Source organism: Beijerinckiaceae bacterium, assembly GCA_004564215.1.
GTDB lineage: Bacteria > Pseudomonadota > Alphaproteobacteria > Rhizobiales > Beijerinckiaceae > Methylocapsa.
Genome location: CP024846.1, coordinates 2,045,536 through 2,064,388 on the forward strand (window position 1 = coordinate 2,045,536; position 18,853 = coordinate 2,064,388).

The 18,853-nt window shown below is 59.8% G+C and carries 16 protein-coding genes and 1 pseudogene; 7 read left to right on the plus strand and 10 right to left on the minus strand.

What is annotated here, in order from left to right; genetic code table 11:
* The first annotated feature begins 120 nt into the window (after window positions 1–120).
* The 3 genes from CU048_09555 (at window position 121) to CU048_09565 (ending at window position 2,818) form a co-directional block, all read left to right on the plus strand.
* Entirely contained in the window at window positions 121–942 is an 822-nt protein-coding gene (locus CU048_09555) for a chromosome partitioning protein ParA (protein ID QBR71484.1), read from the plus strand.
* Between the two features lie 48 nt (window positions 943–990).
* Entirely contained in the window at window positions 991–1,890 is a 900-nt protein-coding gene (locus tag CU048_09560) for a chromosome partitioning protein ParB (protein QBR72815.1), read from the plus strand.
* A 298-nt stretch (window positions 1,891–2,188) separates the two neighbouring features.
* On the plus strand, window positions 2,189–2,818 hold the full coding sequence (locus tag CU048_09565) for a hypothetical protein (protein QBR71485.1): 630 nt from the start codon (window positions 2,189–2,191) through the stop codon (window positions 2,816–2,818).
* A gap of 49 nt (window positions 2,819–2,867) precedes the next feature.
* Here the strand turns inward: CU048_09565 and pyrE are convergent, their stop codons facing one another.
* Window positions 2,868–3,497 (minus strand): orotate phosphoribosyltransferase, encoded by a 630-nt coding sequence (gene pyrE / locus CU048_09570; protein ID QBR71486.1) that lies wholly within the window; start codon window positions 3,495–3,497, stop codon window positions 2,868–2,870.
* 162 nt (window positions 3,498–3,659) lie between these two features.
* Between pyrE and CU048_09575 the strand changes: the two genes are divergently transcribed.
* Complete coding sequence (locus CU048_09575) at window positions 3,660–4,289, plus strand: hypothetical protein (GenBank protein QBR72816.1); 630 nt, start codon at window positions 3,660–3,662, stop codon at window positions 4,287–4,289.
* A 19-nt stretch (window positions 4,290–4,308) separates the two neighbouring features.
* Here the strand turns inward: CU048_09575 and CU048_09580 are convergent, their stop codons facing one another.
* The 6 genes and pseudogenes from CU048_09580 to CU048_09605 all read right to left on the minus strand — a co-directional run bounded on the left by CU048_09580 (window position 4,309) and on the right by CU048_09605 (window position 11,781).
* Window positions 4,309–6,561 carry a primosomal protein N' gene (locus CU048_09580; GenBank protein QBR71487.1) on the minus strand — a complete coding sequence of 751 codons (2,253 nt, stop codon included), beginning with the start codon at window positions 6,559–6,561 and terminating at the stop codon, window positions 4,309–4,311.
* Window positions 6,562–6,570: 9 nt separating this feature from the next.
* On the minus strand, window positions 6,571–7,311 hold the full coding sequence (locus tag CU048_09585; protein ID QBR71488.1) for a hypothetical protein: 741 nt from the start codon (window positions 7,309–7,311) through the stop codon (window positions 6,571–6,573).
* A 138-nt stretch (window positions 7,312–7,449) separates the two neighbouring features.
* Window positions 7,450–7,545, minus strand: a pseudogene (locus tag CU048_09590) (SAM-dependent methyltransferase).
* Between the two features lie 248 nt (window positions 7,546–7,793).
* Complete coding sequence (locus CU048_09595) at window positions 7,794–8,081, minus strand: hypothetical protein (protein QBR71489.1); 288 nt, start codon at window positions 8,079–8,081, stop codon at window positions 7,794–7,796.
* Between the two features lie 97 nt (window positions 8,082–8,178).
* Entirely contained in the window at window positions 8,179–8,520 is a 342-nt protein-coding gene (locus CU048_09600) for a hypothetical protein (GenBank protein ID QBR72817.1), read from the minus strand.
* Between the two features lie 447 nt (window positions 8,521–8,967).
* Window positions 8,968–11,781 carry a preprotein translocase subunit SecA gene (locus tag CU048_09605; protein ID QBR71490.1) on the minus strand — a complete coding sequence of 938 codons (2,814 nt, stop codon included), beginning with the start codon at window positions 11,779–11,781 and terminating at the stop codon, window positions 8,968–8,970.
* 518 nt (window positions 11,782–12,299) lie between these two features.
* Here CU048_09605 and CU048_09610 point away from each other — a divergent pair.
* From CU048_09610 to CU048_09620, 3 genes are all read left to right on the plus strand, one after another.
* Window positions 12,300–13,364: a peptidylprolyl isomerase gene (locus CU048_09610; GenBank protein ID QBR72818.1), complete on the plus strand. Its 1,065-nt coding sequence runs from the start codon at window positions 12,300–12,302 to the stop codon at window positions 13,362–13,364.
* 29 nt (window positions 13,365–13,393) lie between these two features.
* On the plus strand, window positions 13,394–14,632 hold the full coding sequence (locus CU048_09615; GenBank protein ID QBR71491.1) for a bifunctional ornithine acetyltransferase/N-acetylglutamate synthase: 1,239 nt from the start codon (window positions 13,394–13,396) through the stop codon (window positions 14,630–14,632).
* Window positions 14,633–14,735: 103 nt separating this feature from the next.
* Window positions 14,736–15,209: an 8-oxo-dGTP diphosphatase MutT gene (locus CU048_09620; GenBank protein ID QBR71492.1), complete on the plus strand. Its 474-nt coding sequence runs from the start codon at window positions 14,736–14,738 to the stop codon at window positions 15,207–15,209.
* A 181-nt stretch (window positions 15,210–15,390) separates the two neighbouring features.
* On the opposite strand, the gene CU048_09625 is transcribed toward CU048_09620, so the two are convergent.
* From CU048_09625 to CU048_09635, 3 genes are read right to left on the minus strand one after another with little or no spacing between them, the layout of a single operon-like run.
* Window positions 15,391–16,824, minus strand: coding sequence for an aldehyde dehydrogenase (locus CU048_09625; GenBank protein QBR71493.1), 1,434 nt, complete (start codon window positions 16,822–16,824; stop codon window positions 15,391–15,393).
* A gap of 26 nt (window positions 16,825–16,850) precedes the next feature.
* Window positions 16,851–17,426: a nuclear transport factor 2 family protein gene (locus tag CU048_09630; GenBank protein ID QBR71494.1), complete on the minus strand. Its 576-nt coding sequence runs from the start codon at window positions 17,424–17,426 to the stop codon at window positions 16,851–16,853.
* A complete protein-coding gene (locus CU048_09635) occupies window positions 17,377–18,789 on the minus strand; it encodes a beta-carotene 15,15'-monooxygenase (protein QBR71495.1) in 1,413 nt (470 codons plus the stop codon). The genes CU048_09630 and CU048_09635 overlap by 50 nt, the downstream gene beginning before the upstream one ends.
* Between the last annotated feature and the right edge of the window lie 64 nt (window positions 18,790–18,853).

The following is an 18,853-nucleotide window of genomic DNA, read 5'->3' on the forward strand; positions in this document are numbered from 1 at the left end:
AGTTGCCTTCTTCTTTTGGGAGGGCGCGAATCGCACATATCACGTCTCTGCAAGGAAACTGGTTCAAAATGCAAAATCTCATGAGCCGGCGAGGCTTCAGGGTTTTTCCAGGAGAATAAGGTGTCCGTCTCCGCCCCTCTGCGCGTTCTCGTGCTTGCCAATCAAAAGGGCGGGGTCGGCAAGACTACGACCGCCATCAACCTTGGCACCGCGCTCGCGGCCATGGACGAACGCGTGCTCATCGTCGATCTCGATCCTCAGGGCAATGCCTCGACGGGGTTGGGGATAGAGCGTGCCAACCGCCGGATCTCGACCTATGATGTTTTAACGGGGGAGCAGACACTTCAGGCTGTCCTGCAGGAGACTGCCGTCCCGCGCCTCTCCATCGCGCCCTCGACGCTCGATCTGCTGGGCCTGGAACTTGAGATCGCCGCGCGCCCGGACCGCGCCTTCTGCCTCAAAAAGGCGCTGACCGCCTTCGTTGAAGAGCAAAGCATCAAGTCCGAGGAAGAGCGCTTCAGCTATGTGTTGGTCGATTGCCCGCCCTCGCTCAATCTTCTCACCATGAATGCGATGGCGGCGGCTCATGCCGTATTGGTGCCGCTGCAATGCGAGTTCTTCGCCTTGGAAGGGCTATCGCAACTGCTGACGACCGTGGACCAGGTCCGCGATACGCTGAATCCGGGCCTGACCATTCATGGCATCGTCCTGACGATGTTCGATGCGCGTAATTCCCTCGCGACGCAGGTGGTGGCGGATGTGCGCGGATATATGGGCGACAAGGTCTATGAAACGGTCATTCCCCGCAATGTCCGGGTGTCCGAAGCGCCTTCGCATGGAAAGCCGGTCCTGCTCTACGATCTCAAATGCAGTGGTAGCCAAGCCTATTTGAAACTTGCGTCGGAAGTGATCCAGCGGGAGCGCCTCTTTCGCGCGGCCTGAGGCTGGTCCTGCGTTGGCCGGGAATTAATGATCTGGAGCGAACGACAAATGAAGCCAGCCAAATCACCAGAGGAATCGCGACCGAGGCTCGGGCGCGGTCTGGCCGCGCTGCTCGGCGGCGACGACACCGTCCAAGCCGCCACGCGCGCCCGCACCCCGCAGAAATTGCCGATCGAGTTTCTTCGGCCCAATCCCCGCAATCCACGAAAATCCTTCGCCGAGGAAGACCTCGAAGAACTGACGGCGTCGATCAAGGAAAAAGGCATTATTCAACCGATCCTCGCGCGTCCGGTGCAAGGATCGGTCGGTACTTTCGAGATCATCGCGGGCGAGCGGCGTTGGCGCGCGGCCCAACGCGCGGGCTTGCACGAAGTCCCGATTATCAGCGTCGACGCGGACGACCGTCAGGCGCTGGAATTGGCGATCATCGAAAACGTCCAGCGCAGCGATCTCAATCCGATCGAGGAGGCGGTGGGCTATCAGCGGCTTGGCGATGAATTCGGGTATACACAGCTCGATCTCGGCAAAGTGATCGGCAAAAGCCGAAGCCATGTGACCAATATTTTGCGGCTTCTCAAGCTTCCCGAACGCAGCAAGACCCTCCTGAGCGAAGGTAAAATTTCGGCGGGGCATGCCCGATTGCTCCTGTCTGCCGACGAACCCGATGCCCTCGCCGAACGAATCGTGGCCGAAGAGCTTTCGGTGCGGGATGTCGAGCGGATGTTGCAAGGTTCGTCCAAAAGCTCCGGCGCCGCCGGGCCTGGGCCGCGCAAGCGCGAGGCGGAGGAAAAAGACGCCGATACCCGCGCCTTGGAAACGAGCTTGCTGGAAGTGCTGGGAATGAATGTGACAATCACGCAAAAAGTCGGAGAGGCCGGCGAAATGCTAGTGAAGTATAAAACCCTCGATCAGCTCGAGTTTGTCTGCCGCCGTCTGCGCGGCGACTAGAGCGGGATGAGGAAAAGCGGAAACCGGTTTTCCGCTCGCATCCCGCTCTTAAATTTTTGGAATCGATCACGTTCATGATTTTGGGTTGAGTCATTCCAAAATCATCGTGATCTAGGGCCAGCTAAGGCGTGACGCCTTGCGGTGAAATATATGGAGTAGCCACGGCTCGGTTAGCGCTGTGACAATTGACGCAGTTCAATACGCCTAGACGTATTTGGCTTATGCATTACGTCTTAGGAAGAAGCCGTAGGGCCACGGGTTCCTCCCGTGCCGGCGACTTTTCAGAAAGGACCGCGTGATGAGTTTTACCGGCGTAGATGGACCAAACACCAATCTTCACTCAGCTGCCCTTGAGTTCGGGCTCGATACCACTCTTTCCCGCAATTGGTGGGCCGTCGCCTTAAGGGGCGTTTTCGGTATTGCCTTTGGTTTGATCGCGTTTCTTTTCCCCGGCGCCACGATGCTGTCGCTGGTCGTGGTTTTCTCGGTATATCTGGTCTTTGACGGCGTCGTGGCGATCATCTCGGCCATGCGCGCGGCCAGACATCACGAACGTTGGGGCCTCCTGACGATCGAAGGCTTCGTCAGCATCCTTGTGGCCATTTTGGCTGCGTCTTGGCCCGGCCTGACGGTATTCGTCTTCGTGATTATGGTCGCCGGGTGGGCAATCGCCACCGGGGTTCTCATGTTTGCCGCCGCCTTTAAACTCAATAAGGATCATGGCCGCTGGTGGCTTGCCATCGGTGGGATCGTCTCGATTCTCTATGGAGTCTTGCTGATCGCAGCACCTCTACTCGGTGCTCTGGTTCTCACATGGTGGATCGGCGCTTATGCGATCGTTTTCGGCGTAAGCCTCCTGGCCTTGGCATTTCAGCTCAGGGCACGGCACAAGGACCGCGAAACGGCCACGATAGGCACAAGAGCCTGATTCTGAGGCGCCCTTAAACCCGGCGGCTTGAGGGCGCCGCCTCCCCATTTCAAATCTCGGGAAAATCGCTTCTCTTAAAAATCGCCGCGAGCTGAATATTTTGCGCGGCCAAATTTTCAGCCGCCCCTTCTTCGCGATCGACTACCGCGAGCGCCCGGCGAACATAGGAGCCATGGCCTTCGATGCCCTCGATGGCCTTGAGAATCGAGCCGCCGGTGGTCGCGACATCGTCGATCATCAGCACCTCGGCTTCGTTGCGAAGATATCCATCGACTCTTTCGCGCGCGCCGTGTTCTTTGGCGGCCTTGCGGACAAAAAAAGCATCGACCGGCCAGGCTTTCAAATGGCTGATGGCGGCGACGGCGGAAACGATCGGGACCGCGCCGAGTTCAAGGCCGCCGATACACGCGATATTGTTTTTCTTCATGTAGTCGACGATGATTTCGCCGATCAGCGCGGCGCCTTCCGGCAACATTGTGGTTTGCCGAAGCTGAAACAAATAGGTGCTGGTTCGCCCCGAGGCGAGAAGAAACTCGCCGCGTTTGAGCGAATGCGCCCGGATGATGTCCCGCAGCCGCACCCATTTGGCATCGCTGCGGTCCAGAACATCCGCGGATGCGCCTGGTTTCTGCGCCACATTGGAGGGGACCGTTGGGTCCGTCGATCGGTTCGAATTCATAAGGACTAGCCGGAGCTTGGCTTGGGGGGAGGATGCGAACGGCATGCGCGCAAAATTACCGCGCGTCAACGCCCCCTCGACGTCGGTCTCTGCAGTACCTACCTCTGGGGTTCGAACGTCGTGGGGTTTTCTCGCGGCGGCAGCATGGAAGGAACCGAAACGATGACATTCTCCAATCCAAGCAGAGGCGATACAGGCGTTCATCGGGAACTTCTCGGATTCGGACTCGGTGCAACGCTCGCGCAGAATTGGTGGGTCGTTGCGGGCCGCGGCATCTTAGGGCTGGTCATCGGCTTGATCGCCTTTCTTTTTCCCGGCGCGACCTTGCTATCGCTCGTCACCCTGTTTGCGCTTTATCTGATCATCGATGGGATTTTTGCGATCGCCGCCGCTGTCCGCGCGGCGCGTCATCAGCAACGTTGGGGCTATCTCACCTTCGAGGGAGCGGTGGGCATCATTGCCGGTATTGTAGCCCTGGTCGTGCCCGGGCTCACTGTGCTCGTGTTTGTCGGGCTCCTCGCGGCCTGGGCGATTGTCTCCGGCGTGCTGGAGCTGCGTGCCGCCTTTGATGTCACACAGGAGCATGGCCGTGTGTGGCTGGTGCTTGGCGGGATCATCTCCGTTGTATTCGGAGTCCTACTCATCGCGGCGCCCATGTTCGGCGCCTTGGTGGTAAGCTGGTGGGTTGGCGCTTATGCGACCGTCTTCGGGGCCAGCCTCTTGGCGCTCGCGTTTCAATTGCGCGCGCGGCACACGGGTGCGGGCACACCGACTGCCGCTGACCGGCCCTGACACGCGGGCGACGCGCCTGTCATAAAAAGCTTTGCGGATCGACGTCGACGGCGACCCGCACGCCCCCCTTTTCGGGTGGTCCCGCGGCCAGCCAAGCGCGCAAAAAGCCTTGCAGATCGGCCGAGCGTGGCGCGCGCACGAGAAGTCGGAAACGGTGACGTCCGCGAATGACCGCGATCGGGGCCTCGGCGGGCCCGAGCAGGCTGATTTCGTTTTCCTCGGGCAGTCCGCCGGCGGGGGCCAGCCGCCAGCCTGGTGTGGGCGGAAGAGTGTAGGCGGCCCGCGCGAGCGCCCGCGCATGGGTTTCGGCCGTGCCGCTATCCCGCGCCGAAATAATCAGAGCTGCCAGGCGTCCGAAAGGCGGCAGGCCCGCGCGCCGACGCTGCTCGGTTTCGGCCCCGTAAAAACTCTCGAAATCGCCGGAGAGCAATGCGCGCATCACGGGGTGTTCCGGTTGCCAGGTCTGAACCAGGGCCCGGCCAGCCGTTTCAAACCGTCCCGCGCGTCCGGTGACTTGATTCAGCAATTGGAAGGTCCGTTCGGCGGCCCGAGGATCGCCCGAGGTCAGGCCAATATCCGCGTCGATGACCCCAACTAGCGACAGGAGTGGAAAATTATGGCCCTTGGCGACGAGCTGGGTGCCGATAATGATGTCGCATTCGCCGCGCGCGATGGCGTCGAGTTCGTTGCGCAGACGCTCGGTGCCGCCGGGAAAGTCCGAGGAGAGGACGAGCGTTCTGGCGTCGGGAAACAGTTCGCTCGTTTCTTCCGCCAATCGCTCGATGCCAGGACCGCAGGCCGAAAGCGAATCCTCCGCGCCGCAGGCCGGGCAAATGTTTGGCCGGCGTTCGATGTGGCCGCAATGATGGCACATAAGCGCCCGGCGGAAACGGTGTTCCACAAGCCAGGCGGTGCAGTTCGGGCAATGGAAACGATGTCCGCAGCTACGGCACACGGTCAGCGGCGCATAGCCTCGGCGGTTGAGAAAAAGCAGTGCCTGTTCGCCTTGCGCAAGGGCTGCCGAAACGGCGGCGACGAGACGCGGTGCGATCCATCTGCCGCGAGGCGCTGCCTCGGAGCGAAGATCGATGGCGGCGAGTTTTGGCATGGCTCGCGCCTTGAAACGGCTGGCGAGTTGGACATGCCCATAGCGGCCCTGCTGGGCATTGACCCGGCTCTCGATGGAAGGCGTCGCGGAAGCGAGAATGACGGCACCCTTCTCGATACGGCCGCGCACGACCGCCATATCGCGGGCGTGGTAGGCGACGCCATCCTCCTGCTTGTAGGCGGCCTCGTGTTCTTCGTCGACAATGAGCGCGCCCAAATCCGCAAATGGCAGAAACAGCGCCGAACGTGCGCCGACCACGACCTTGACCTCGCCCAGAGCCACGGCGCTCCAGAGCCGCGCTCGTTTGCGCGCGCTGACCCCGGAATGCCATTCGGCCGGGCGGGCGCCGAATCGGGCGGCGAAACGATCGAGGAATTGCGCGGTCAGGGCAATCTCCGGCATCAAAATCAAGGTCTGGCGCCCGGCCTCGTAGGTTGCTGCGACGGCTTCAAAATAGACTTCCGTTTTGCCGGAGCCGGTGACACCTTCGAGCAGGGTGACCGAAAATTCGCGGGCTTTGACACGCGCGATCAGATGCTCTGCGGCGGCGGCCTGGCTGGCTTCAAGGCAGGGCTGGGCGAAACCCGGATCGCAGCTTGGCGCGACGGGATCGGGAGGGAGTGCGACGGCCTCAAGCGTGCCCTCATCGATCAGCGTATCGATCACGCCGCCCGAACACGCGGCCGCCTCGGCGAGAACGGCCTTGGGGAATGCCAGTCCTCCCTCCGCCGCGGCGAGCACCCGAGCGCGGGCGGGAGTCATCCGGCGCGGCGGCGGTCCGGCGAGACGAACCCCGATGCGGACCGGTTCGGGTCCGGCATGAAATGGCGCACCGATGGCCATGCGCAGAACCATGCCTTGCGGACTAAGCGTCCAGCGCGCGACCCAATCGATGAAGCTTCGTAAATTGCCCGGAAGCGGAGGCAGATCGAGCACCGCCGCGATGGTCTTCAGATTGGGCCGTTCCGAGGCTGCCTCGCGAACCTCCCAAACGACACCGCTTGTGATCCTTGTGCCAAGCGGCACGTCCACGAAAGCGCCCGGCGTGACGGTCGTGCCGGGGCGAACCAGATAGGAATAGGGATGATCGATCGCGACCGGCAACAAGACCTCCGCGATGGTCACAGCTCGCTCTCCGGGTTTGGCCTGGCCGCTCTCTCTCATGAGCGCGCTTCAGGTTTTCGGCGGACGTTTTCGCCGGTTTCGCGCGAGCATGTTCAGCGCTTCGATCGTGCCTGAAAAAGCCATCGCGACGTAGATGTAGCCTTTCGGAAAATGAAATCCAAATCCTTCGGCGATCAGGGTCGACCCGATCAGAAGCAGAAACCCGAGCGCCAGCATGACGATGCTCGGATTGCGATGAATAAAATGGCTCAGCGGGTCGGCGGCGATCAGCATCGCGAGCACGGCCGCAATCACCGCGATAATCATAATCGGAACATGTTCGGTCATGCCGACCGCCGTGATGATGCTATCAATCGAGAACACAAGATCGAGGAGGACGATCTGGCCGACCGTCACGGCAAACACACCCGGACGGCGTGGGGTTGCTACTTCGGCGTCGGTGTCCGGGTCGACGTTGTGATGAATCTCGCTGGTCGCCTTGAAGACGAGAAAGAGGCCGCCCGCGATCATGATGAGATCGCGCCATGAAAACTCCTGGCCAAGAATCCCGAAGACAGGTTGCGTAAGTCTGACGATATAGGCAGCGCCGGCGACGAGCAGCAGCCGGAAGATGAGCGACAGGCCGATCCCGATCCGCCGCGCCTTCGAGGCCTGAACCGGCGGAAGTTTCGACGAGAGAATGGCGATGAAGACGAGATTGTCGATGCCAAGGACAATCTCCATCACAATGAGCGTGAACAGAGCGAGCCAAGCCGAGGGATCGGCGGCGAGCAAGATCAGGCTGTCCATTAATACATTCATGCGGAGATCATTTTTGCGGGCATTGCCTTTGCGGGGTCATCGTTTCGAAGCGAGCCCTCGCTAAACTTGCGCAGGAAAACGCCTCCCCGTCCAGCGCCCGAAAGATCCCTTAGCAAAGTTCCGGTCTAGAGCGGGATGAGGAAAAGTGGAAACCGGTTTTCCGCCCGCATCCCGCTCTAAACTTTTGGATTGAGTCAATCCAAAATCATCGTGATCTAATGCAAAGTTCTCAGCATGGCCAAAAACGACAAGGACCACGATCGCTTGATTAAACGATCGTGGTCCAGGTACACTTGCACTCAATTAAATCAGAACGTGTTTCGTTAGTTTCGTTGCGTCATAATTGACGCTAAATCGATTCCCAAAGGTCGTAACCGTCGGGAAAGACGTTGCGAGGATTGAACCCACGCTCCGTCAGAGTCTTCGGCGAAAATTGCCGAAACCAAAGGCCGCTGTTGCGGGATCATGCATCAATTGCAAACCCGCACGCGGCGATAGCCGACGATATTGCCATAGGTGTCGATGACCGGCTGACGCGCGAAGCCGCACGCGGGATATCCATAGCCGTAGTCATAATAGGGAGAGGCGGCAGCGCTAGCCGCGGCGCCGATGGCGAGGCCAGCGGCAACACCGCCGAGACCCCAGCCCCACCCGGGATAATAACCGCCCGCAGCGGCGGGCGTTGAGGTGGCCGCAACACCCAGACCAAGGGTTGTAACTGCGAGACCCACCGCAATGGACTTACGAAAATTGATCATGAAACTCTCCCTTTCTTCGCCCCCCGATTGGGACCGTCAATAAAGGGAGATTAGGTGCAAGCCTGCCGCAACGCGGTGCGCGCTCGCACCTTCGTCGTTACATCAAACCCATCGGGCCGATTCTCATGCCGTCGGCGATCTTCTTTTGCTCATCGTTGAAGGTCGCATACAGCGGATCGAGCGCAGCTTTGATCGCCTGCAGGCTCGCCGTATCCTTTGACGCCATTTTAGCAAGACCATCGAGCCGCTCCGGAAGCGCCTCCCCGCCGGATTGAATCATCTTCATCTCGTTGCCCTTCATCGTCTCGTCCATGGCTTTTGCAGCAGAGACGAGCGTGTCGGCAAATTTGTTCCAGGCGGGTAATTGCGCGTCCGTGATTTTGAGTTCGGTCTTGACGGCCTCGACGCGTTCTCCGGCATGCGCCAGTCGCTCATGCATCATCCTCATCATTTGCGCCATGTTGTCGCCGCCCATGGGACCGCCCTTCATGGCGCCGCCCTTCATCGGTCCGCCCATGGGGCCGCGTTGATTGTCTACATTACCTGCGATCGGCGTTTGTTCGCCGGCGGATTGCGCAAATCCCGAAACCGGGCCGAGCCCCAACGATGCAGCCAGGACGATCGTGGAAAGGGGACGAATAATGAGAGCTCGCATGAATACTCCTCCTTGGTTGATTATCGAAAATGTAAACGGCAGAGTTTTTGCAGGCAGCACCGCGCCCCCGGCGGATCCTGCGTAAATCTAGAAAGATCGCGGCTCATTTCAAGGCGAGCTGCCGTTCGGGTCTACGCGAAGCGGCTCCTCTGCGCGCCTGCCTCATGCCTCGCTGGCCGGTCTGTAATACTTCGACGGACCGGCCGGATCGCCGCAAACCCGAGGCGGGAATTAAACGGCGGCGCCGTGGCAATGCTTGTATTTTTTCCCCGAACCGCAGGGGCAGGGCTGGTTCCGGCCGACCTTGGCGAAGGCTGCCGGTTCACGCACGAGCGTATCGCCAGCGAGTTCCCGATCGGGGCTGAAGGCGGGATTAGCGGCTCGCGGAAAGCCGGCGCCAGGGCCCGCGGCCAATGCTGCGTTGAGCGGACCTTCGAAATGCGCAGATGAATCCCCATGCGAAACCTCAAGCATGGGGTTTGGCGGCGGCGCCTGCTCAAAGGCAACTTCGACGCGGTTCAACTGCGAAGTCGTGACCTCGCGCAATTGCGTGATGAGTCCGTCGAACAGTTCAAACGCCTCAGATTTATATTCATTCAGCGGATCGCGCTGGGCCATGCCGCGCCAACCGACGACCTGCCGCAAATGATCGAGCGTCACCAGATGCTCGCGCCAAAGATGATCGAGCGCTTGAAGGATGATTTGCTTCTCGACATAACGCATGACCTCGGCGCCGTTTTTCTCGACTCGCGCGGCATAGGCTTCATCGGCCGCCTTGCGCAGCCGCTCCCGCATTTCGTCTTCGGTAATTCCTTCCTCCTTCGCCCAATCGGCGAGCGGAAGCGAAATATTGAACGCGCCTTTGATCGATTCTTCCAGCCCGGAGATATCCCAGGCTTCGGGATAGGCATCGCGAGGAATATGCCTGCCGATGAGATCGTCGACGACGCCATGGCGCATGTCGGTGATCATTTCTTCGAGCGACTCTTGCGCCATCATCTCGCGACGCTGTTCGAAGACGACCTTGCGCTGATCGTTCATGACGTTGTCGTATTTTAGAATATTCTTGCGCATGTCGAAGTTGCGGGCCTCGACTTTCTGCTGTGCCTTCTCGAGGGCCTTGTTGATCCAGGGATGCACGATCGCTTCGTCTTCCTTAAGACCGAGCTTGACGAGCATCGACTCCATGCGTTCGGAGCCAAAGATCCGCATCAAATCGTCTTTCAACGACAAGAAGAATTTGGAGCGGCCCGGATCTCCCTGACGGCCAGAGCGGCCGCGCAGCTGATTGTCGATGCGGCGGCTCTCATGGCGTTCGGTGCCGATGATATAGAGACCGCCGGCGGCGATGGCCTGCGCCCGGAAACGTTCGACCTCGGCACGGATTTCGGCTTCCTTTGCTTCGCGCTCACCTTCCGGAAGATTGGCGCATTCCTGGGCAACCCGCATCTCGACATTGCCGCCGAGCTGAATGTCGGTGCCGCGGCCCGCCATATTGGTTGCGACCGTAATTGCGCCGGGCACGCCCGCCTCGGCGACGATATAGGCTTCCTGTTCATGGAAGCGCGCATTCAAAACCGCAAAGAGCTTCGAGGGCTTGTCCGAGCGCGCTCCCGCGTAGAGCTTTTGCAATGCTTGCGGCTCGGCGAAATCGATCTGCTTGTAGCCCTGCTTTTTTAAAGCTTCGGCAAGCTGTTCAGATTTCTCGATCGATGTCGTGCCAACCAGCAGGGGCTGGAATTTCGCATTGGCCGCTTCGATCTCGCGGGTAATGGCGCGGAGCTTCTCTTCGGCCGTGCGATAGACTTCATCGTCTTCGTCAAGGCGTCGGACCGGCTGGTTGGTCGGGATCTCGACCACATCGAGCTTATAGATCTCGGCGAATTCGTCCGCCTCAGTCGCGGCGGTTCCGGTCATGCCGGCAAGCTTTTTGTAAAGACGGAAGTAATTCTGGAAGGTGATCGAGGCCAGGGTCACGTTTTCCGGCTGGATTTGCACATGTTCCTTGGCTTCGAGCGCCTGATGGAGTCCTTCCGAATAGCGCCGTCCCGGCATCATGCGGCCCGTGAATTCATCGATGATGACGACCTCGCCCTTGCGCACGATGTAGTCCTTGTCGCGCTTGAACAATTTATGCGCGCGCAAGGCCTGGTTGACGTGGTGCACAACGGTGACATTGGTCGCTTCGTAAAGCGAACCTTCGGAAAGCACCCCGAGCTCACCGAGCAATTGCTCCATGTGCTCATTGCCGGCCTCGGTCAGATTCGTCGTGCGTTGTTTTTCGTCGAGTTCGTAATCCTCCGGGGTGAGGTTGGGGATCACCTTGTCGATTGCGACATAAAGATCGGATCTGTCGTCGGACGCACCGGAAATGATCAGAGGTGTCCGCGCCTCGTCGACCAGAATCGAATCGACTTCGTCGACGATCGCGTAAGAATGGCCCCTCTGTACCATTTGCGCGAGTTCGTATTTCATATTGTCGCGCAGATAATCGAAACCGAACTCGTTATTGGTGCCGTAAGTAATGTCGGCGGCATAGGCGCGGCGGCGTTCGTCATCGTCAAGTCCATGCACGATGATGCCGGTCGTCAGGCCGAGAAACTTGTAGATGCTTCCCATCCATTCCGCGTCGCGGCGGGCGAGATAGTCATTGACGGTGACGACATGGACCCCGTTGCCGGCGAGTGAATTGAGATAGGTGGCAAGCGTCGCGACGAGCGTTTTGCCCTCGCCCGTCCGCATCTCCGCGATGGCGCCCTCGTGCAGCACCATGCCGCCAATCAGCTGGACGTCAAAATGGCGCTGCCCCAAAACCCGGCGCGCCGCTTCCCGGACGGTGGCAAAAGCCGGAACCTGAAGCTCATCAAGCTTTCTGCCGGCCGCGACCTCTTCTCGGAAGGTTATCGTCCGCGCGGCCAGTTCTTCATCCGAAAGCTTGCGCATTTCCGGCTCGAGGGCGTTGATTGCCGCGACCTTTGGCCGATACCCCTTGAGACGGCGATCGTTCGACGATCCGAAAATCTTCCTCGCGACGGACCCCAACATTATTAAACGACCTTTCTGGAGAGCGGCCGAAGCGATCTTCGGCCATGGGGCTTCAGCCCCTAGGTGTTTGTCCTATTTTGCTGTCACTTCGGCGGCTTTCGCGCAAGCCCGCCGCGACGGGGTTGTTCCGGCCCCGGACCGACAGCCGATCTTCCAAATAGCATTATAAGATTTCCCGGCCACCAAGTACCCATGCTTTGGACCGAAAAATTTTGAACTCGGCCGCATCGGCTAAGCCGATGTTCCTGCAGAGTTTGCGCCTCCATTTAAGGAAAACCTCGTCGCGGCCGCGCGAAAAGCCTCAAATGCTGAGAGCCGAATCACGACAGGGCGGGGAACTCAGCCGGCCAAAACCCGAAAAAAGATCTCCCGAGACAAGTTCGACAGATAAGATTGGGGTCCGGGCTTGTCAAATCCGCTCGGCCGTGCATGTTTCCGCGCACCGCCACGAAATCACCCTCCATTTCGCGGCAATCCTCGGTGGTTGCCGCACCCATTTCCAGCCCGGAGCTGAATTCATGTTCCTGACGACAAGCTTGCGCAACAAAGCCGCCGGCCTCTCCTGCCTGCTGGCCCTGGCCTCGTCCGCCCTTGTTTTGGCTTCCCCGGCGATGGCCAAGGTGCTGGCCACGGTCAACGGCAAGGAAATCACCGACGAGGATGTCAAAATCGCCGGCGACGATCTTCGCGGCACGCTGCCGCCTCAGCTCGAGGGTAAGGCACGCGAGAGCTATATTCTCGACTTTCTGATCGACGGCGAACTGGTGGCGCAGAAAGCCCTCGCGGACAAGGCCGATCAGGCCCCGGACTTTGCCAAAAAGCTCGCCTATTATCGCGAGAAGCTCCTGATGGAGAGCGTGCTCGAACAGGTCGCAAAGACGGCGACGACAGACGCTGCGATCAAGGCCACCTATGACGAGGCGGCAAAGGCGCAAAAACCGCAAACCGAGATTCGCGCCCGCCACATTCTCGTGGGGTCCGAGGACGAAGCGAAGGCCGCGCTGAAAAGGATCATGGGCGGCGAGGAATTCGCCAAGGTCGCCAAAGAGGTTTCGAAGGATCCGGGCTCGGAAGGCGGCGATCTCGGCTGGTTCACCAAGGATCGCATGGTGCCCGAATTCGCCGATGCCGCGTTCAAGCTTGAGGCCGGGCAGATTTCCGATCCCGTGAAAAGCCCGTTCGGCTGGCATATCATCGAGGTCGAAGAAAAGCGCGAGAAGACGTTCCCGCCCTTGGCCGATGTCAAGGATCAGGTGAGCCGCTATGTGGCGCAGAAAGCGCAGGCCGAGTTCGTCTCGCAATTGCGCAAGACTGCCAAGGTCGAGCGCACGGAGCCTCCAGTGGCTCCGGCGGCACCCAAGCCGGCCCCTGGAACGCCTGCTCCGGCGGCGGCTCCTGCCCCTGCGGCCCCGCCCCTGCGGCCCCGCCCCTGCGGCCCCCGCCCCCGGCAAAAAATAAATTGCCTCGGCGGATTCAGGCGCTTTCGTGGGCGGGCATCCGTCCACGGAAGCCGTGAATTCAAAGAGCAATCGCTTGACGCCGGGCGCGGGCTGGGCAATTTCATCGAGGTCCTCGCGCTTTAGGTGCGATCCCCTTACCCTTGGGAACTTGCATGGCCGCCGTGTCTCCGCTTGCACCCAAATCCTATCCCGACCTTCCGAATATCGAGGGTGTGCGCTTTGCGACGGGCGCCGCCGGAATTCGCTACAAGGACCGCACCGATGTGATGCTGGCCCTTTTCGACAAAGGCACACAGGTCGCCGGGGTTTTCACGAAATCGAAATGCCCGTCCGCGCCGGTCGAATGGTGCCGCGCGCGGCTCAAGGGCGGGAAAGCCCGCGCGCTGGTCGTCAATTCCGGCAACGCTAATGCTTTCACCGGCAAAACGGGCGCGCGGGCGGCCAAATTCACGGTCGCGCTTGCCGCGAAGGCCAGCGGCGCACCGCCGGCTGAAATTTTCCTCGCCTCGACCGGCGTGATCGGCGAGCCGCTCGACGCATCGAAATTCGATGGCGTGCTGGAAAAAATGGCGGCCTCCGCGCGGCCGGATGGTTTGCTTGCCGCCGCCAAGGCCATCATGACGACGGACACCTATCCGAAAGTCGCGACCCGCCGCGCGAGCCTCGGCGGCGTGGAGGTAACCCTTTCCGGCATGGCCAAGGGCTCCGGCATGATCGCGCCCGACATGGCGACCATGCTCGCCTATGTTTTCACCGACGCACCGATCGCCGCCCTGACCTTGCAATCCCTGCTGGCCAAAGGCGTGGCGAAGTCCTTCAATGCCATTACCGTCGACGGCGATACTTCGACCTCCGACACTTTGATGCTGTTTGCGACAGGCGCCGCCGCCAAAAGGGGCGCGCCAAAAATCAGCGCCGCCAAGGATCGCCGGCTCGTCTCGTTCAAAAAGGCGTTGGACGCGCTTCTCCTCGATCTCGCGCATCAAATTGTTCGGGATGGTGAGGGCGCACGCAAATTCGTGCAAATCACGGTCACGGGTGCGAAGGGTTCGGCCGCCGCCAAAAAAATCGCCCTGTCGATTGCCAATTCGCCCTTGGTCAAAACCGCCATTGCCGGCGAAGACGCCAATTGGGGCCGCGTCGTGATGGCCGTCGGCAAGGCCGGCGAAAAGGCCGAACGGGATAGGCTTGCGATCTGGTTCAACGATATTCGCGTCGCCTGCAAGGGGATGCGGGATCCGGCCTATGACGAAGCGGTGGTTTCGCAAAGCATGCGCGGCGAGGACATCGAGATTCGCGTGGATTTGGGTCTCGGCAAGGGCACGGCCACCGTCTGGACCTGCGATCTCACCAAGGAATATGTCGCGATCAACGGCGACTACCGGTCCTAGAGAAAAGGCTTTATTTGACTGACCTGACCGGGTCAGAGTTTGCCATTTGTCTCATGGCGGGCATTATCGACTCCGCTTCGCCACACTTGCCGCCGTTGGATGAATGGTGTGCTGCGATTTCCCGCGACAACGATTGGAATATCAATTCCTGGGCCATAAAGGGCAAACCCTCAGCGTGAATCTTTTGCTTGTCGTCGCCGTTGCGCTCGTCGACCCGGATTGCCGGGTGTTGATCGCGCAGCGCCCGCAAGGAAAATCGCTGGAAGGCCTTTGGGAGTTTCCGGGTGGCAAGGTCGAGGACGGGGAAAGGCCGGAACAAGCCTTGATCCGGGAATTGCACGAGGAATTGGGGATCGAGGTCGAAGAGGCCTGTCTCGCACCTTTGACATTCGCGAGCTTCGCCTACCCCGATTTTCACCTTCTTATGCCGCTCTATATTTGCCGGCGATGGAAAGGGTTTGTTTCCGCGCGCGAAAACCAGACGCTGAAATGGGTTCTCCCTAAGGATTTGCGTTCTTATCCAATGCCGCCGGCGGACGCGCCACTCATTCCGGCTCTGCTCGATCTTTTGGGGTGATAACTAATACTAAGTTTCGAAGAGAGCCACCCATCGGCGCTAGCCGTCATGGCCGGGCTCCGTCGTCATGCCCGGCCTTGAGCCGGGCATCCGACAACGGAGGCAGATGTTTGGATGGCCGGGTCAAGCCCGGCCATGACAGCGGTAGATGACGCACTTCATTCGAGACCTGGTATAACCCTCAAGTCAGATACCTTAGCGTCCATTTGATCATCTGCTTCACCCATGGCGTATAGGGCGGAAACAACATCGGGGTCACATTGAATTTGTCTTCAAGCACCGCGCGTTCATGCGAGAAGGCGCGGAAACCATAGAAGCCATGGGCGTTGCCGAGCCCCGAATTGTTGATGCCGCCGAATGGCAGATTGTCATGCGCGAACTGGATGTTTGAGGCATTGACGCAGGATCCGCCCGCCGATGTCTCGGTGAGCACGCGTTCAATGTGAGCGTGATCCTTTGCATAGACATAAAGGGCGAGCGGCTTTGGCCGCGCATTGATCGCGGCAATGGGCTCAGCCAAATCGCGATAGGCGATGATCGGCAGCAACGGCCCAAAAATCTCTTCCCGCATGATCGCGGACTCTTCGCCCGCGCCGGTCAACAATGTCGGGGCGATGAATTTTTCCGCGCCATTGCGCGTGCCGCCCGCCTGGATGGTGGCGCCATGCTTCACCGCGTCATCGAGAAGCTGCGACAAACGCTCGAAGTGTTCGTGATTGATGATCCGGCAATAGTCCTGGCTTTGCGCCGGATCGCCGTACATTTTTGCGATGGCATCCTTCATCGCATCGATGAATTGCGGAAGCCGGCTTTCATGCACATAGGCATAATCCGGCGCGATGCAGGTCTGGCCGCAGTTGGAAAACTTTCCCCAAACAATGCTCCGCACGGCTTTCATCATATCGGCGGTTTCATCGACAATGACCGGCGATTTTCCGCCGAGTTCCAATGTCACGGCGGAAAGATGCTTGGCGGCCGCCGTCATCACCACTTTGCCGATCTCTGGGCTGCCGGTGAAGAAAATATGTTCGAACGGCAATTTAAGCAAAGTCGTCGAAACCGCGGCTTCGCCCTCGAAGACGGCGACCTCCTCCGATGGAAAACTGTCGTTGAGAATCTTTGCGAGGATCGCCGAGCATGCCGGGCTCATCTCGGACGGCTTGATGATCACCGGGCAACCGGCCGCGATCGCCGAAGTAAGAGGCCCGAGCAAAAGACTGACTGGATAATTCCATGGCGAGATGATGAGTGAAACGCCCTTGGGTTCATGGCGGATCCGAGCCTTGGTTCCGAACATCGTCAGGGTCGGCGCGGCATATTTAGGCTTCATCCAGGATTTCAAATGCCGGCGAGCATGGCGAAGTCCCGAAATGACCGGAAGAATTTCGCAAAGATCGGCCTCGGCTTCGGGTTTACCGAGGTCGTCGGCGAGCGCGCGGCAGATCGCATCATGATTGGCAAGAATGACCGCCTCCAGCCTTCGCAGCTTGGCGATGCGCATTTCGGCGTTCGATGTTCTCAGGGCGATCGCCGTCTTCTGCTGAGCCGCGAATGTCCTCTTGATCTCCGGGGCTGCTTTGCCCTCGGCCAATGTAACCTCTGCCGCTTCGTTCATAGGCTCAATCCTTGATCATCCAGATATCAATCGAGAATCGGCCGCGCCGAGGCTTCGGAGAGCCCGCAGGCAGCGTTGCGCGACAGCACCTCTTTGAGAAGCAAGGTATCGCAATAGATCCGGATCACAGTGGTTTTACCCCAGCTTAAATTGATGAAATGCACGCCCTGATTGGTGAAGGGGCTCCCATCGAGCGTGGTCCCAAAGTCACGCCATTCGACAGCTATGTCCGTCGCCCAAGGCCAGCCGCTCACGACGATCCTTTCGATTTCGAAGGAGAGGCCGGGAAGGACGCGCGGCAAGCGCTGATACCAGCGTTTGATCGCCGCATGCGTCTTGCGGGTCCCGCCGAGCGCATGGTCACCCATAAAACTATGCTCGCACTTTGAAGCGAGGCTGTCGAGAACAAGCGCGTAGTCCTGCCGTCCAAGCCTCCGGAACAGCTCGCGGATGCGGGCGGCAACAATCGCATGGTACATGTCGGAGCCCTCGTGGAAGTATCGTTGAAACCAGTGCCGTTTGCGCAATCGATGAAGGAGCAAGAAGCCACGTCTATCCGGTGTTCGCGAAATAATTGCCATGGAAACCGAAAGGAATGACATGCGGCGCGTAGGCCCGCGCGCGCTCGCGCATCGTGCCGGCATCGAGCACCAGAAGAAAAGAACTCTGCGCCCGGCCATCGAGGACCACAGACAACAAAACCCCATCGTCTTCCGGCCCGGCGCCGGGGGTCGCAACGAACACAGGTTCGCCCGGAGAGGTCTCGTCTTCGCTCCAAATCGTGGTCGCGGCGGCGTGGAGGTCCTGCTTGACGAGACTGTCCAGAAACCCACCGCCCATTTGGCCGGTGCCCCACACATAGCGATAGGGGCGCCCGGCCAGCCGCCGATAGGCGATGCGCGGCAATTCCAGTGCGACATCCGAGAGAGTTTGGCGGGTGACCGGCCCCTCGCCAAGAGGGATTGTGTAACGGGTGAGTGCGCTCCGCGGCACGGCCTTGCCGGCGCGAAGCGCATCGAGATACAGGGCATCGATGATACGGGCATCCGGAAAGGCCGCGAGGTCGAGCAGAATGGCGCCGTCTTGCTCGAAGGCATTGACATGATGAAAAGCAAAACACGCATCGGTCTCGGCCCGCCGGACGATCGCGCCCGTGTCTTTCTCGATCACGGTGAAGCGCAGCCCGCGACCCGGCGTCCAGCGATAGGTCTCGATGAACGGACGGCCGCTGAACAGGAGCCGCAGTGGTTTTGTTACGAGGGGAAATTCAGCAAGGACGAGATAGCGCTCGGTCATCGCGAAGCTATGGGTATAGGCGGGATCGCTGGTTTCGATCTCGGCGACCACGCTGCGTTTTCCCGCGCCGAAGCCCATGCGGGTGAAGCGATAGAGACTCTTCCGGCCGAAGACGATTTCAAAATTATAAATGGTCCGCCTCGCCAAATCATAATGCGGATGCGCCGTGGTGATCTGGCATTTGAGTTCGTCCGACCATGCAAAGGCGCCCAAGGTTTCGAGCGTTTTCGGATCGAACCGCAGCGGATGCGGGGTTTCCGTGAGAGCCACCATGTCATGGTCGCCATAGGCGATGACATTCACATTGTTGTTGTCGCTGCCAAGTTGGCCGCTCAGGCGGGCAATAAGTCCTGACAAATAGGATCCCGGACGATTGGTCGCAAATTCATCGCGGGAAATGGCATTATTGGCGATCGCCTTCCGATAGGCGACGCTCTGCAAAAAAAGGTTCGTGTAGCGGACCCGCCCGCCGCCGAAGGCAAAACGGTGCAACATCGCAAGCCCGTCGAACCAGTGCCGATAGGGGGTTGTCCCCACCTCGAATTTGGCTGGCCCGGTGCGCAGAAGGGCGCCGTTCAGCCATTCGGGCGGATCACCTTGCCAGTTCAATTCCGCCTCGCGCGTTTCCGCGTCGAGCGTCTCGAAACCCGCCAGGATTTTACTTGTCATCGCCCTGTTCCTGAATCGGTTGCAAATGCTTGCCCGCCGGCGCAATGTAGACGTTGTCTACATT